This window comes from Prauserella aidingensis (genome assembly GCF_024171865.1).
Classification (GTDB): domain Bacteria; phylum Actinomycetota; class Actinomycetes; order Mycobacteriales; family Pseudonocardiaceae; genus Prauserella; species Prauserella aidingensis.
Genome location: NZ_JAMTCN010000016.1, coordinates 18,716 through 33,028 on the forward strand (window position 1 = coordinate 18,716; position 14,313 = coordinate 33,028).

Here is a 14,313-nt window from a genome sequence, read left to right on the forward strand (position 1 = left end):
GGTGGCGGAACCGGCTCGCGCGCTCGCAGGCGCGCTCGAACCCGTCACCGGGCAGGTCTACTTCGCGCAGGAGTGTCACGACGCCTACGAGGCGCTCGGGTTCGACGGCAGTCCCGGCTCCCGCGACGGCGTGGCCAATCCGGACGGGACCGCCTACTTCACCAGTCGCGGATCGGTCCTGGGCCAGGTACCCGGCGAGGTGATCGCGGCGACCTTCGCTGTGTTCAATCCCGAGGTCGTCGTCCCCGCCGTCACCCACGGCTGGTCACTCACCGACGCCGCAACGATCTGCCGTGCTCGGACCGACGGCGCGACTCGCCACCTCGTCCGCGTCCTCGGCGAGCGCCCCGACCGGCTCGACGAAGCGCGGTCGCTGCTGGAACGGGCCGTCGAACCGCTGCGCCCCGAGGGCAAGCCGCTGTTCGCGGGGCTACGGTCACTCGGCCTGCCGGGCGATTCCGTCGGCGACGTGTGGCGGCTCGGCGACATGCTGCGGGAGTACCGCGGCGATGCCCACATCGCCGCCTGGACCGGCGCCGGGTTCGACGCCACGGAGATCGGCCTGCTCACCGAGCTGCACTGGGGCCTTCCCATGCGCACCTACATCCGCTCGCGCGCGTGGCGAGCCGAGCAACTCGACGCCGCCGAGGAGCGGCTCGTCGCCCGCGGCCTGGTCGCCGACGGCGCATTGACCGACCGGGGCAGGACGGAACGCGAGGCCGTGGAAACCGCGACGGACCGCCAGTGCCGGCCGATCGTCGACGCGCTCGGTGACGACCTGCAGACCCTGATCGAGATCCTGCGCCCGTGGGGCCGCGCCGTGTGTGAAGCGGGCGGGTACCCGTCGTCCGGCCCGATGGCGACGGCCGCCCGGAGCTGACCTCGCACCTCACCGCGGCCGCGTCGGTGGTCCGCCTACCTCGGCCGTTCGGTTCCGGGCCCGCTCACGTCGTCCGGCGGCAAGGGCCAGCGTGGCACCGCGTCGGGGACGTCGGTGCTGGGGCGGCCCGGGAACCGCGCGGGCCGCTTCTCCAGGAACGCCGCGACGCCTTCGGCCGCGTCCGCGCCGGCGCCGAGCTCGTACATGGCGTGGGAGTCGGCACGATGCGCGTCCCACGGGGTGGGCGAGCCGAGCATGCCCCACAGCAGTTGCCGGGCGATCGCCACCGACACCCCCGAGGTGTTGTCGGCGATCTCCGCGGCGAGTTCCGTCGCGGTGGCGAGCAGCCGGTCGCCGGGCACCACACGGGACACCAGCCCGCCCGCCCGTGCTTCCTCGGCGTCGAAGACCCGCCCCGTGGCGACCCATTCCATGGCCTGCGAAATGCCGACGATCCGCGGCAGGAACCACGTCGAGGCCGCCTCGGGGACGATGCCCCGGCGGGCGAACACGAACCCGAACCGCGCGTCCTCGGAGGCGATCCGGATGTCCATCGGCAGCGTCATCGTCACGCCGACGCCGACCGCGGGACCGTTGACGGCGCCGATCACGGGTTTCCGGCAGGAGGCGATCCGCAACGACACCGTGCCGCCGCCGTCCCGCGGCACGCCGTCGATCTCGCCGTGCACGGAGCACCGGTCGGCCCCGTCGCCCGCGTCGAACGTGTCGGCGCCGCCGCCCAGGTCGGCGCCTGCGCAGAAGCCGCGTCCCTCGCCGGTCACGATCACCACACGCACGTCGTCGTCGGCGTCGGCGCGGTCGAACACGTCGACGAGTTCCCGTGCCATCGTGGTCGTGAACGCGTTGAGCTGCTCCGGTCGGTGCAACGTCACGGTGGCGATCGGCCCGTCGACCTCGTAGCGGATCTCGGCGTACTCGCCCATTCCCGTGCCACCGTCCCCTTCGACAGGCCGCGGATTCCCGGACCCGGTCAAGCTAGCAGCGCGGCCGGCCCCTTCCAAGAGCTCCGGTCCGCCTCCCACCCCGGCGGCTCCAGACGTGACTCCCGACTCCCGACGTGACCGGTCGCAGGCGCCGCCGGTTAGATTCGATGCGATGGATGTCGACAGTGATGCCGAGGCGCCGTCGTGGTTCCGCACCGCGCTGGCCCAGCGGCCCGAACACCGTGACGCGACCGTCGACGACGGCAAGGTCCACCTGCGCTGCTGGGGCGCCGAGGCCGAGCCCGGGGTGGTCCTCGTGCACGGTGGGTCGGCCCATTCCGGATGGTGGGATCACATCGCGCCGCTGCTCGCGCAGCACCGGCGGGTCGTGGCCGTGGATCTGTCCGGTCACGGCGACAGCGCCGCCCGGGACGCCTACGACATCACGCTGTGGGCACGGGAGGTCGTCGCCGCCGCCGAGGCCGGCGGGATCGACGGGCCGTTCCACGTCGTCGGGCACAGCATGGGCGGCTGGGTGACCGCGCAGACCGGCGCCGCGTTCGGCGACCGGCTCACCGGCCTGACGATCGTCGATTCGCCACTCAACGACCAGCCGCCGGAGGACCGGCAGGCCAGGCCCGTCCGCGTGTACCCGGACCGGGAGACGATCCTCGGCCGGTTCCGCACGCTGCCGCCCCAGGACGTGCTGCTGCCCTACATCCGCAGGCACATCGCCGAGGAATCCGTGCGGGAGGTCGACGGCGGCTGGACGTGGAAGTTCGACCCTACCCTGAAGGTCCCGCACACGCCGTTGCGCGGCATCCTGCCCCGGATCGACCGGCCGACCTCGTACATCCGGACCGAGCACGGGCTCGTCCCGCCGGAGATGGCCCGCGAGATCCGGTCCCTGTTGCGGCCCGGCAGCGTACTGGTCGACCTGCCCGACGCGGGGCACCACCCGATGCTGGACCGGCCGTTGTCCCTGGTCACGGCCCTGCGCACGATCCTCGCGGCCGAAGACGCCTGACACCCGAGCTGTTCGCCGTGCGTGGTCCTGGTCCGTGCTGGACCACGCGCAGCGGCCGACCGGACACCGGTGGCAGCGGCCTCTACCCGGCCAGGCCGACCAGCTGGGCCGTCACCACGGGCCATGCCCCACTGAGCGGGTCGATCACTTCGAAATGGGCCGCATCAGGAACCACGATCAGTTTCGCAGCCGGATTGCGGTCCACATACGACTCGCTGACCGAGACCGGAAGCCGATCCTCGGCCCCGTGCACGATCGTCACCGGGGTCTCCGGCACCGCCATCCGCACCGGGTCGAGGTCGGGGCGCTCGTCCGGCGCGCCACCGAGGAACGTCTCCACGGCACCGTCCCCCAGCCCGAGCCGGTGCGCGAGCATCAGGTCCGCCACGGGCGCGAGCGGCACCGTCCCCAGCAGGCCCGCGGGCGGACACGCCGACGCCGCCCACAACGCGAGGTGCCCGCCTGCCGAATGACCGGCCAGCACCACCTCACGGGCACCCAGCTGCGCGGGCAGTTCGGCCAGTGCGGAACCGACGTCGCCGACCAGGTCATCCGGTTCCCCCGGCACCCTGCGGTACTCGACCGACACCACCGGCCAACCCTCCTCGCGGAGCGCAGCCGCGAGCGGACGGGTGTGTGCCCGGTCGTAGGTCGGCGTCCAGTATCCACCGTGGACGAACACCAACAGCGGATACCGCGGCGTCGCGGGAAACCAGGCATCCGCGACATGATCGGGCGCGTCGCCGTAGCGCAACGTCCAATCGGGTTCGGGCGCCGGTCGGGTCAACACGGCACGGCCCATCACAGCCTCCTCCTACCGAACATCCCTGCCCGGCCATCACAGCCTGCCACCGAACACGGCCGTCCCGCCGGTACCGCCACGGTCGCCGTCATCGGCGGCCGGGAGACAGGTCGAGTGCGGGCAGCACCCTGCTGCCGATCAACTCGATCCCCCGCAACGTATCGAGGCCCTGCGGGGTGCCGAACTCGACACGTCCCACACCTGCGTCGATGAGCCGCTGTGCCTGCGCTGCCACCTGTTCGGGCGTTCCCGAGAACGCGAACAGGTCCAGCAGCTCGTCCGGGATCAGGGCGCCTGCCCCGTCGTGGTCGCCCACCGCGACCCGGGCCTTGATCTCGCCCAGCAGCTCCGGCGGCACCTCGACGGTCGGGTCGAACTCGCCGACGACACCGAGGTACATCGCGACCTCCTCGCGGGCGCGCCGGCGTGCCGCCGCTCCGTCGAGGTCGACGACGGTGACGGCACCGACGACGATCCGCACCGCGCCGGGTTCGCGACCGGCCTCCCGTTCGCCCGGCTCGAGCCGGGCGCGCATCACCGGCAGCATCGCGGGATTCGCCGTGCCACCGATCTTGATCTCCTGCGCGATCGTGCCCGCCATCGCGACGGCCCGCGGTCCCCACGCCCCGATCAGCAACGGTGGATCGGACCGGTGGGTGTCGTACCGCAACGCGACGCCGGGTTCCAGCCGGAAGACCTCCCCCCGGAAACCCGAGCCGTCCCCGGCGAGCAACCGGTACACGAACTCGACGGCCTCGCGCAGGTGCGCCAGCGGCCGAGGCTGGGTGAGCCCGATGTCGCCGAGCCACGTCCCTCGCGCCACCCCCAGGTACCCCCGGCCACCGGACGCCGAGTCGAGCGCCGCGAGCTGGCCCGCGATCTCGTACGGGTGCATCGAGTACGGGTTCCAGCACGCGGCGCCGAGCCGTACCCGCTCGGTCACCCGCGCCATCTCCAGCAGCGCGGGCAACGGGGGCTGGAACAGCAGATCCGCGAACACGCTGAGCACGTCGATGCCGTAGGACTCGGCCGCCGTCGCCAGTCTCGTGTACTCCGGCAGCGACAGGTTGCTCTGCAACCCGAGCCCGATCTCCACATCGCTCATGTCAGCTCGCCGGAGTCCAGCTCGCACCGGCGCGTGCGGTCGACCCGCATCACCAGGCGTTCCTCCGGATCCGGACACGCGACGTGGCAATCTCGTTCCAGCCAGTCTCCCGCGGGCAGGTCACGCTGCTTCGCGGGTAGCAACGGCAGCGCCGCCTGGAGCGCGTACATGCAGAAATGCTTGCCCTCGGGGACCCGTAACTCCGCGCTGTTGGTCAGCTCGAAGTAGTCACCCACCTCCATCCCGCACACCGAACGTCCTTCGATCCGCTCCACCGTCACCCGCAGGTCCCACAGGCTCATGTCCGGTTCCGTCATGCCACCCTCTCCGTGTCCTCGTTCTCCAGCCAGCAGGCGACCGTGTGGTCGTCGCCCGCGAGTTCCGGCTCGTCCCCGCAGGCGGAGAACGCCTGCGCGCACCTGCCCCGGAACCGGCACCCGTCGTGCACGGCACCGGGGTCGCTGATCTCGCCGTTGAGCACGCGGGGCAGCCCGGCGTCCGGATCCGCGCTCGGTATCGCGTCGATCAGCGCTCGCGTGTACGGGTGTTTCGGCCGCCGCCACACCCGCTCGGTCGGTCCCGTCTCCACGAGCCGGCCGAGGTACATGACCGCGGTCGTGTCGGCGAGCCTGCGTACGAGCGCGAGATCGTGCGAGATGAACAGCATCCCCACCTCCAGCTGCTCGACCAACTCGGCGAGCACGTCCACCACCTGCGCCTGCGAGGACACGTCCAGCGCGGTCACGGGCTCGTCGGCCACCAGTACCCGCGGCCGCGCCGCCAGCGCCCTGGCGATCGCGATGCGTTGTAACTGGCCGCCGGAGAACTGATGCGGATACCGCCCCGCGGCCGCCTCGTCGAGTCCGACGCGCGTGAGCTGGCCCAGCGCATCACGTCGCCGCTCGGCACGGTCGCCGACCTCGGCCGGAACACCGTCGAGCAACTGGCTCAGTACCGTCCGCCGCGGGTTGAGCGACGAGTACGGGCTCTGGAACACCATCTGCAGGCCGATCTCCGCGCGCCGGCGCTGGCGTCTCCCCAGCGGGGTCACCGCCTCCCCGTGCAGTCGCACGCCACCGGCGGTCGGTGCGGCCAGTCCGGCCGCGACCCGCGCCAACGACGACTTACCGCATCCCGATTCACCGACCAGCCCGACGATCTCGCCCGGCCGCACCTCGAGCGACACGCCGTCCACGGCACGGACGCGGTCCCTGCCCGGCGCGTGGTACTCCACGGCGATGTCGGTCAGTTCCAGCAGGCTCATCACGGCACCTCCGCCGGATCGGTCCGTGCGGCCAGCAGCGCACGCGTGTACGGATGCTCGGGCGAGCGCAACAGGTCCGCCGTGGGGGCAGACTCGACGACCCGGCCGTGCTGGAAGACGCACGTGTGCGAGGCCAGCGACGCGAGCACACCGAGGTCGTGCGTGATGAACAGGACGCTCAGGTCGAAGTCGGAACGCAGCGAGTCGAGGACGCCGAGGATCCCTGCCTGCACGGTCACGTCGAGCGCCGTGGTCGGCTCGTCCGCGATCAGCAACCTCGGCCTGGCGGCCAACGCCGAGGCGATGGCGATGCGCTGCAGCTGACCGCCCGAGAACTGGTGCGGATACGATCGCAGCGCGCCTTCCGGATCGGGCAGACGGACCTGTTCCAGCAGTTCGACAGCCCGGGCCTTCGCCTGCGTCCGAGTGAGTCCCAAGTGGACACGCATGTGCTCGGTGAGCTGCCTGCCGACGCTCAGCATCGGGTGCATGGCGGCCGTGGGGTCCTGGAACACCATCGCGATCCCGTGACCGCGCACGGCGTGCATCGCCTTCCGATCGCGGTGGTCGAGCTCGGCGCCGTCGAAGCGCAACGTCCCGGAGACCTCGGCCCCGGTAGGCAACAGGTCGAGCAACGTCCTCGCGGTCATGCTCTTGCCCGAACCGCTCTCGCCCGCGATCCCCACGATCTCTCCACGACGGACACTCAGGGAGACGTCCTCGAGTACGGGAACCGGGCCGTCGGGGCCCGGGAGCCGCACCGCAAGGTTCTCCACGGCGAGCAGTTCGTCGGTATCCGGATCGGCGCTCATGTCAGCGTCCTCCCACGAGGTTGGGGTCGAACCGGTCCCGGGCGGCGTCGCCCAGGATGTTGCATGCGAGCACCACGGTCAGGATCGCGAGGCCGGGAAACACGCTGACCCACCACATGCTGATGTCGTTGGCACCGAGGGCGACCATCGCGCCCCATTCCGGTGCGGGCGGCCGCGGCCCGAGACCGAGGAACGACAGGCCGGCGAGCAGCAGCACCGCGTTGCCGAGCTCCAGGGTGGCGAGCACGATCGCCGGGCCGACACTGTTCGGGATCACGTCGCGGCGCAGCACCGTGACCGGACCGACCCCGAGCATGCGCGCGGCGGACAGATAGTTCTCCCCGCGGATGCTCAGCACCGCTCCGCGAATGACCCGCGCGTACACCGGCCACGACACGATGATGAGCGCCAGGACCGCGTTGCCCGCGCTCGGGCCGAACGTGGCCGTGACCGCCATCGCGAGGATGATCTGCGGGAACGCGAACACGAGGTCGGTCAAGCGCATGATCACCTCGTCGGCGAGCTTGCCGAGGTAACCCGCGATCAGGCCGAGGACGCCACCCACGGCCAGTGCTCCCGCGACGATCGCCAGTGCCAGCGGGATCGACAGCCGGGCCCCGTGCAGCACCCGGCTCAGCACGTCGCGGCCGAGCTCGTCGGTCCCGAACAGGTGTGCCGCCGAGGGCGGTGCATAGATGTCGGCGCTCTGGGCGAGCGGGTCGTAAGGGCTCAGCCATCCCGCCGAGGCGACCACCACCAGCCACCCGGCAAGCACGACGAGCGCGGTGACCACGACGGGCTGGCGCCATACGCGGTGCCGTCGCGCGCGGGCCCCGGTCCGGGGCAGGACGGTCGCTGTCATGAGAGACGGATCCTCGGGTCGGCGAGGCCGTAGAGCAGGTCCACGACCAGGTTGATCAGGATGTAGGCCGCGGCGACGAACACGGTCACGCCGAGAATCGCGGGCCGGTCGAGCGCACTGGCGCTGGCGTAGGCGTAGTTGCCGACGCCCGGCCAGGCGAAGACGCTCTCGATCAGGACCGTGCCCGCGAGCATGGACGCGAACGTCAGCCCGGCCATCGTCATGATCTGGACGAGACCGGCGCGCAGCAGATGCCGGTAGCGCACGGTGCGTGCCGGCAGTCCCTTGGCGTGTGCGGCGGTGATGTAGTCCTTCCGCAGCACCTCCAGCAATGCGGAACGGACGAACCGCACCAGTGTCGCCGTCGTGATGAGCGTCAGCACGAGTACCGGCAGCGCCGCATGCTGCACCGCGTCCCAGGCCACCATCGGCTCTCCGGCGAGGAGCGCATCGACCGGATACAGGCCGGTGACCGCGGGCGGCGGGGAGAACTCGGGACTCAGCCGTCCCCCGCCCGGCGACAGGCCGAGCACGAAGAAGAACAGGTACAGCACCAGCAGCGACATCCAGAACGGCGGGGTCGACAGGCCGAGCAGCGAACCGACCCGCACGGCCTGGTCGGCGGCCTTGCCGTGCCGCAACGCGGCGAACATGCCGATGGCGATCCCCAGCAGCACCGACAGCACGAACGCGGGCACCGCGATCTCGAGCGTCGCGGGCACGTGGTCCAGTAGGTCCTCGAGAACCGGCCGTCCGGTGTGCTGCGACATGCCGAAATCGCCCTGCACCAGGTTGGCGAGATAGGTCAAGTACTGCACGGGAAGCGGCTCGTCCAGGCCCCATCGCTCCTCGAAGGCCGCCACCGCCTGCGGATCGCCGAGCGCCTCGTCCGACAGGTTCGCCGCGACGGGATCGCCCGGGACCGCCTGCACGAGCAGGAAGCCGACCAGGGTCGAGCCCAGCAACAGGCCGACGGCGATGGCGAGCCGGCGCGCGAGGTAGCGCACGAACGGCGGCACGCGCGGTCGCCGCCGTGCGCCGGTATCCACAGTGGTCACACGGGTCTCCTCCCGGTTCGGCACGCTCAGCCGGCGGGCCGGACCACGGCCAGGTCGACGATCCAGCCCGCGGGCGTGTACTCGGCTCCGGTCACCTCGGGTGTGCTCACGACCGTGCCGGAGTTGTTGCCCAGCAGGACGTACGGCGAGTCGCGATGCATCGCGTGCTGCCAGGCCTCGACCGCGGCCGTGCGGTCCTCGTCGGTGGTCGCGGCAAGGAAGTCCGCCGTCGTCGATCGGACAGCCGCCGATGCCTTGTCGTCGGTCCAGTTCATGCGTTCGGCGTTGACTCCGCCCGGTGACATCACACGGACCATCGAATCCGCCCGCGGGTAGGTCAGCGCCTGTGGAGTCATGCCCATCTGCGCGTCGCCTCCGCGGTACTGCTCGAGGAACGCGTTCAGCGGCAGTGGCCGGAGGTTGATGGTGATCCCCGCCTTCGCCGCGTCACCCTGAACCTTCGTCGCGATCGTGCCGAGGTCGACGCCGCGATAGGTGATTGCCGGGTAGATGAACTCAATGGCGGGGTCGGTGATGCCCGCGTCGCTGAGCAGCTTCTCGGCCCGCGGCAGGTCCTGTTCGAGCTTGTCTTCCTCGGGCAACGCTCCCGGGTACGCGGGAGCGATCAGTCCCCTCGCGGGGCCGCTGCGGCTTCCCAGCAGATCCGCGAGCCCCGGGTAGTCGAGTGCCGCCCGCATCGCCCGGACGAACGCGGGCTGCGCCCCGACCGGTGACACCTCGGGGTCGGTGTTGACGAACGAGAAGTACGCCGTGTCGGGTTGCTGCGACACCGACAGTGCCGGTGGCAGCCCGTCGAGCAGGGTTCCCGCGATGTCGAGCGCGATCTCCGGGCTCGAGGAGCGGGTGAGCGTCAGCTTCTGATTCTGCGCCTCCATGTTGCGCACGACCACGCGAGGATAGGCGGGTGCATCGCCCCAGTAGTTCTCGTTGACCGTCAGCACCACCTGCTCGCCGGGTTCGTTCCGCTCGAGCACATAGGGGCCGCTGCCGGCCGTCGTCCGGTCCAGATAGGACTGGGCCCGATCCTTGCTCGCCGCATCGCCGCCCGAGGTGCCGCCGCGGTCGGTGACGACGTCCGCGTTGAGGATCGAGGCCGCCGGCATAGTCAACAGCACGGGTACGTTGGGATTCGGCTCGTCCGAGGTGACGACGACCGTCCGCCGGTCCGGCACCGCGACGTCGAGTCCCTCGAAGTAGGCGGACGCACTGCCCTTGAGGTTCACGAGCCGCTCGAGCGAGAACTCGACGTCCTCGGCCGTGACGGACGTGCCGTCGGAGAACGTCGCCTCGTCGCGAAGAGTGAACGTGAAGCGCGTGGCATCCGACGAGACCTCGTAGGATTCGGCGAGGCCGGGCTTCGGCTCGGTGACGTCGCCGCCGTCGAACGTCAGCAGCGACTCGTAGAGTGCGTGCACGACGAGATACCCGGTCTGTTCGTACACCCTGCCCGGATCGAGCGTCTTGTACACAAAGGATGTGTCGACGACCAGTGTGTTGTCCCTCGCCGCCGAGCCGGCCCTGCCTGCCGTACACGCGCTCAGTACGCACGCGACGACGGACACGAGGGATACGGCCACGACCAGGCGGCGGTGGGCGGGAGCTCGGAACCGACGGGGCATGTTTTCCTCCGTGACGTTCGCCGAGGAGACACCGGAGTCAAACCCGCACGCCCCGGTATAGTCAAGACATACGAGTGTTTAGCTTAAGTAAACTGCACGGAGAACAAGCAGTGACCTGCTCCGACTGGGCATCATGCGGAGCGCTGCACCGGCGAAAGGACGATCGACACGTGCTCGGCAATCGGATTCGGGATCTGCGCAAGGAGAACGACCTGACGCTGCGCCAGCTGGCCGCTTGCATCGAGGTCTCCCCCGGCCTGCTGAGCCAGATCGAGAACGGCGCCACCGACCCGAGCCTGACCACGATCCGCAAGCTCGCCGCCGCGTTCGGCACGTCACTGGCGGAGATGTTCTCCGACGACGCGCCGCCCGTGCACATCACACGGCCCGGCGACCGGCCGCAGCTAAGCCGCTCCGGCGGACACCTGCTCTACGACCGGCTCACCCCCGGACGCGGTGACCTCGAAGTCCTCATCGGCAGGCTCGCACCCGGCGAGGCAACGTCCGACGAACCCTGGGGTCACGCGTCCACCGAGTGCACACTCGTCGTCGACGGCGCCCTCACGATCGAGATCGGGGCCGACACCTACACGCTGACCACGGGTGAGAGCGTCACGTTCGACTCTCGAACACCCCACCGCTACGTGAACACCGGGGACGGGACCGCCGAGTTCGTCGTGTCCGTCACGCCACCCAACCCGTGACGCGCCCCTCCGGGCGGCCCGCCTGTGACGGCCCGCCCGGTCTGTGCTGCCGGGCGTCCCGCAACACCACCGGGGTCCGCTGTCAGGGCACGGACCGCTTCGCCGCCGACGACCGGGCCCGGTCGTCGCGGACCACCTCGCCGCCTTTGAGTACCAGGGAGAGCGAGCGGAACGCCGCGGTCCCGGCGAGTGGATCCTCGTCCAGCACGAGCAGATCCGCATACTTGCCCGGGGTCACCGAGCCAAGATCGTCGTCGACCCCGAGCCAGCGCGCAGGTCCGATCGTGGCCGAGCGGAGCGCCTCGCGCGCGCCGAGTCCGCCCGCGGCCATGTGCTCCAGTTCCCGCACGGCCGCACTCGTGCCCTCGAACCGCCAGAACGGCGGCATGTCGCTGCCGAGCAGCACGTCGACCCCGGCGTCCAGGGCCCACTCGTAGCTCTGCATGTGCCGCTCGCCGGCACCCAGCGAGCGCTGTTGCATCCACTCCGGGACGCCGAGCTCGTCGAAGAACTCCTTACACCGCGTCACGACCAGTGTCGGCACGTACGCGCAGCCCCGGTCCGCCATCAGCCCGGCCAGCTCCCACGTCAGCTCGTAGCCGTGTTCGACGCAGTCGAGTCCGAGTTCCACGGCTTCGGTGATCACCGGCCAAGGGCCCGCGTGGGCCGTCACCTTCCGCCCCCACTCGTGCGCGGTGGTGATGACGGCCGCCAGCTCGTCCGTGGTCACCTGTCGCGTGTCGATCGCCTCGTGCCTGCCCGAGATTCCACCGGAGATCATCACCTTGATCAGATCCGCGCCGGCCTTCACCTGCGATCGCACGCCCCTGCGGAACTCGGTGTCCCCGTCGCATTCCAGTGCGCCCGACGACCCGTGACCGTGGCCTCCCGTGCACGTGACCGCCCGTCCCGCGGTGAAAATCCGCGGCCCCGGGACGAACCCGGAATCGACCGCCGTGCGCAGGGCGAAGTCGGCGTGATCCTTCTCCCCCACGCACCGCACCGACGTCACGCCGCTGTGCAGCGTGCGCCGTGCCCCGTCGGCCATGTACAGCGCGAGATCGTGCGGTCCCATTCGCCCGACCCGCTCCCCGAGCGCACCGGGCAGCGACAGGGAGAAGTGCGTGTGCATGTTGATCAGGCCCGGCGTGAGGTATGAGCCTGCCAGGTCCAGCTCGACACAACCCGCGGCGCGCGCCCGCGCCACCGTGTCGGGATCGGCGCTCACCTCCCGGATCCGCTCCCCCTCGATCCACACTGCGGCGCCGGTGAGCGGCGCGTCGGCGAGCGGGTCGACGACGGTGCACTCACGTAACAGGTACCCGGTCTCGGTTGCGGCCATGGACGGCTCCTTGTCAGGTCGGTCGGCGAGGTCGGTTCGGCCGGCAGGGTCGGCCGTGCGGTTCGGCGCACTCAGGGTGAGCGGTACGGGCAGGGTGGTCCGTGCACGCCGTGCGGGCATCCCTCACTCGGCTTGCCACACGGGACGTCCGTCGACCGCGACGAGCGCGGGGCGGAGCGAAGGCCACTCCTTCGCGTCGCAGGCGAGCGGATTCTCGGGCCACACGGCGAAGTCGGCGACCGCTCCGGGACTCAGTGTCCCGACGTCGGGGCGTCCGATGTAGTGCCCGGCTTCGCGGGTGTAGAGCGACAGCGCCTGCCACGGCGTGAGGGCCTCGTCGTCACCGAGATCGGAACCGTCCCAGGCTCTACGGGTGACGGCGATGGCGGCACCCGTGAGCGGATCGCACGGATGCGTGTCCGACCCGCCCGCGAACCGTGCGCCGCGGCGCACCATCGCGGCGAATGGCACGGCACGGTCGGCCAACTCGCCCCACACCGCGCGCATCTCACGGACGTAGGTGTAGGCGAGCGGGGGTTGGACCGAGAGTCCGATGCCGAGTTCCGAGCAGTCGTCGACCTCGGCATCGTCGATCAGGAACGCGTGTGCGATCGACACCTGTCCGCGAGCGAAGGACGCCCCGTCGGCACGCAGCTCGCGGACGGTCCGCGTGACGGCGGCGATCGCTCCCCCGCCCATCGCGTGCACACAGACCGGCCAGCCCCGGTCCGCGGCCAGCCGCAGCACCGTCCGCAGCTGCTCCGGTGTGTAGCGGGCGTTGCTCTCACTGCCCGGCTCCTCGGCAGGACGCAGCCACGCGCCCGCGAACTCGCCGTCGAGGACGAGTTTGAGCGCCCAGGCGCGGAGCCGGTCGTCGCCGTCGCCCGGCACCGTCGCACCTCGCCGGACCCGGTCGAGTTCGCCGGCGAACTCGCGCCGCCAGTCGAACCGGTTCATCAACAGGACCCGCTGGGTGAGCGCCCCGGAGCCGGCCGCAGCGCGGTAGAGGTCCCACGCGGCCTCGAACCCCGCGGGGAGTCCGGGGTCCACGACCGTCGTGACGCCCATCGCGAGCAGTCTCGTCGAGGCGGCCGACAGCAGGTCGAGCTGGTCTTGGCGCTCGTGCACGCCCGGGCGGTACAGCGCGTCGTTGACCAGGCGCACGAGCGGCCCGTCCAGATGGCCGGTGTGCGGGTCGAAGGTCCCGGCGGCGGCGTCCGCCAGCAGGTCCGCGACCTTCGCCGCAGCCGCGGTGTTCAGTGCGCCGTGGTCGGGCCTGCGATACAGGAAGACGGGATGCTCGCCCGCCGCTGCGTCCAGCTCGCCGCGGGTCGGGAGTCTGCCCTCGGCGAGGTTGCGTTCGTGCCAGCCACCCGCGTCGCCCAGACAGCGGATCCAGGCGCCCGGACGGCTCGCGGCCGCGCGCTCCCGTATCCGCGCGCACACCTCGGCGACGTCGCCGGCATCACCGAGCGCCAGCATCGAGAACTCGTGGGACACCTTCTCGAGGTGCATGTGCGTGTCGGTGAAGCCGGGCAGCACAGCCGCCCCGTCGAGCCGCGTGTGCCGGGTCCGCGGACCTGCCAGCCGGGCCAGCTCGTCGTCGGATCCGACGGCGACGACGCGTCCTTCCCCCACGGCCAGTGCGGACGCGCGGGGAGCGTCCGGTTCGAACGAGACGACCTCACCGCCGGTGAGCAACCAGTCGACCGACACGCCGGAACCCTCCATTTCGGACCCGTGGCGAGCGGTGAGCTCGCGATCGGCCCATTAGAGCGAGTGTCCGCATGTATAGTCAAGATGTACGCTTTTTAGCTCGAGTAAAATCCCGCTCCGGGAGCCCGGCACGTGGATCGGGGCACGTGCGACCCGG

The 14,313-nt window shown here is 71.0% G+C and carries 14 protein-coding genes; 3 read left to right on the forward strand and 11 right to left on the reverse strand.

The genetic code is table 11. The features are described from left to right. Position 1: 1 nt before the first annotated feature. Positions 2–880, forward strand: coding sequence for an SCO6745 family protein (locus LY13_RS16310; RefSeq protein ID WP_253829318.1), 879 nt, complete (start codon positions 2–4; stop codon positions 878–880). Positions 881–915: 35 nt separating this feature from the next. On the opposite strand, the gene LY13_RS16315 is transcribed toward LY13_RS16310, so the two are convergent. Then, positions 916–1,824, reverse strand: coding sequence for an enoyl-CoA hydratase-related protein (locus LY13_RS16315; protein ID WP_253829319.1), 909 nt, complete (start codon positions 1,822–1,824; stop codon positions 916–918). Positions 1,825–1,996: 172 nt separating this feature from the next. On the opposite strand from LY13_RS16315, the gene LY13_RS16320 reads away from it, so the two are divergent. Further along, on the forward strand, positions 1,997–2,851 hold the full coding sequence (locus LY13_RS16320) for an alpha/beta fold hydrolase (protein ID WP_253829320.1): 855 nt from the start codon (positions 1,997–1,999) through the stop codon (positions 2,849–2,851). A gap of 82 nt (positions 2,852–2,933) precedes the next feature. On the opposite strand, the gene LY13_RS16325 is transcribed toward LY13_RS16320, so the two are convergent. The 8 genes from LY13_RS16325 to LY13_RS16360 all read right to left on the reverse strand — a co-directional run bounded on the left by LY13_RS16325 (position 2,934) and on the right by LY13_RS16360 (position 10,394). Further along, a complete protein-coding gene (locus tag LY13_RS16325) occupies positions 2,934–3,653 on the reverse strand; it encodes an alpha/beta hydrolase (protein ID WP_253829321.1) in 720 nt (239 codons plus the stop codon). Positions 3,654–3,741: 88 nt separating this feature from the next. Next, positions 3,742–4,758: an LLM class flavin-dependent oxidoreductase gene (locus tag LY13_RS16330; protein WP_253829322.1), complete on the reverse strand. Its 1,017-nt coding sequence runs from the start codon at positions 4,756–4,758 to the stop codon at positions 3,742–3,744. Continuing rightward, positions 4,755–5,075, reverse strand: a complete 321-nt coding sequence (locus tag LY13_RS16335) for a TIGR04076 family protein (RefSeq protein ID WP_253829323.1) — start codon at positions 5,073–5,075, stop codon at positions 4,755–4,757. Before LY13_RS16335 ends, LY13_RS16330 begins: the two co-directional genes overlap by 4 nt. Continuing rightward, entirely contained in the window at positions 5,072–6,022 is a 951-nt protein-coding gene (locus tag LY13_RS16340) for an ABC transporter ATP-binding protein (protein WP_253829324.1), read from the reverse strand. The genes LY13_RS16335 and LY13_RS16340 overlap by 4 nt, the downstream gene beginning before the upstream one ends. Beyond that, a complete protein-coding gene (locus tag LY13_RS16345; protein WP_253829325.1) occupies positions 6,022–6,834 on the reverse strand; it encodes an ABC transporter ATP-binding protein in 813 nt (270 codons plus the stop codon). The genes LY13_RS16340 and LY13_RS16345 overlap by 1 nt, the downstream gene beginning before the upstream one ends. 1 nt (position 6,835) lies before the next feature. After that, the gene (locus LY13_RS16350; protein WP_253829326.1) at positions 6,836–7,696 is read right to left on the reverse strand and encodes an ABC transporter permease; all 861 of its coding nucleotides are present in this window, start codon (positions 7,694–7,696) and stop codon (positions 6,836–6,838) included. Then, positions 7,693–8,754 (reverse strand): ABC transporter permease, encoded by a 1,062-nt coding sequence (locus tag LY13_RS16355; RefSeq protein WP_253829327.1) that lies wholly within the window; start codon positions 8,752–8,754, stop codon positions 7,693–7,695. Before LY13_RS16355 ends, LY13_RS16350 begins: the two co-directional genes overlap by 4 nt. A 26-nt stretch (positions 8,755–8,780) precedes the next feature. Further along, positions 8,781–10,394 carry an ABC transporter substrate-binding protein gene (locus LY13_RS16360; RefSeq protein WP_253829328.1) on the reverse strand — a complete coding sequence of 538 codons (1,614 nt, stop codon included), beginning with the start codon at positions 10,392–10,394 and terminating at the stop codon, positions 8,781–8,783. Between the two features lie 170 nt (positions 10,395–10,564). Between LY13_RS16360 and LY13_RS16365 the strand changes: the two genes are divergently transcribed. Next, entirely contained in the window at positions 10,565–11,098 is a 534-nt protein-coding gene (locus LY13_RS16365) for a cupin domain-containing protein (RefSeq protein ID WP_253829329.1), read from the forward strand. Positions 11,099–11,180: 82 nt separating this feature from the next. On the opposite strand, the gene LY13_RS16370 is transcribed toward LY13_RS16365, so the two are convergent. Further along, entirely contained in the window at positions 11,181–12,440 is a 1,260-nt protein-coding gene (locus LY13_RS16370; RefSeq protein WP_253829330.1) for an amidohydrolase family protein, read from the reverse strand. Positions 12,441–12,563: 123 nt separating this feature from the next. After that, entirely contained in the window at positions 12,564–14,156 is a 1,593-nt protein-coding gene (locus LY13_RS16375) for an amidohydrolase (protein ID WP_253829331.1), read from the reverse strand. Positions 14,157–14,313 lie beyond the last annotated feature (157 nt).

Coding starts and splice junctions, on each gene's coding strand:
- LY13_RS16315 (WP_253829319.1), bottom strand. CDS start 1,824: ATGGGCGAGTACGCCGAGATCCGCTACGAGGTCGACGGGCCGATCGCC.
- LY13_RS16320 (WP_253829320.1), top strand. CDS start 1,997: ATGGATGTCGACAGTGATGCCGAGGCGCCGTCGTGGTTCCGCACCGCG.
- LY13_RS16325 (WP_253829321.1), bottom strand. CDS start 3,653: ATGGGCCGTGCCGTGTTGACCCGACCGGCGCCCGAACCCGATTGGACG.
- LY13_RS16330 (WP_253829322.1), bottom strand. CDS start 4,758: ATGAGCGATGTGGAGATCGGGCTCGGGTTGCAGAGCAACCTGTCGCTG.
- LY13_RS16335 (WP_253829323.1), bottom strand. CDS start 5,075: ATGACGGAACCGGACATGAGCCTGTGGGACCTGCGGGTGACGGTGGAG.
- LY13_RS16340 (WP_253829324.1), bottom strand. CDS start 6,022: ATGAGCCTGCTGGAACTGACCGACATCGCCGTGGAGTACCACGCGCCG.
- LY13_RS16345 (WP_253829325.1), bottom strand. CDS start 6,834: ATGAGCGCCGATCCGGATACCGACGAACTGCTCGCCGTGGAGAACCTT.
- LY13_RS16350 (WP_253829326.1), bottom strand. CDS start 7,696: ATGACAGCGACCGTCCTGCCCCGGACCGGGGCCCGCGCGCGACGGCAC.
- LY13_RS16360 (WP_253829328.1), bottom strand. CDS start 10,394: ATGCCCCGTCGGTTCCGAGCTCCCGCCCACCGCCGCCTGGTCGTGGCC.
- LY13_RS16370 (WP_253829330.1), bottom strand. CDS start 12,440: ATGGCCGCAACCGAGACCGGGTACCTGTTACGTGAGTGCACCGTCGTC.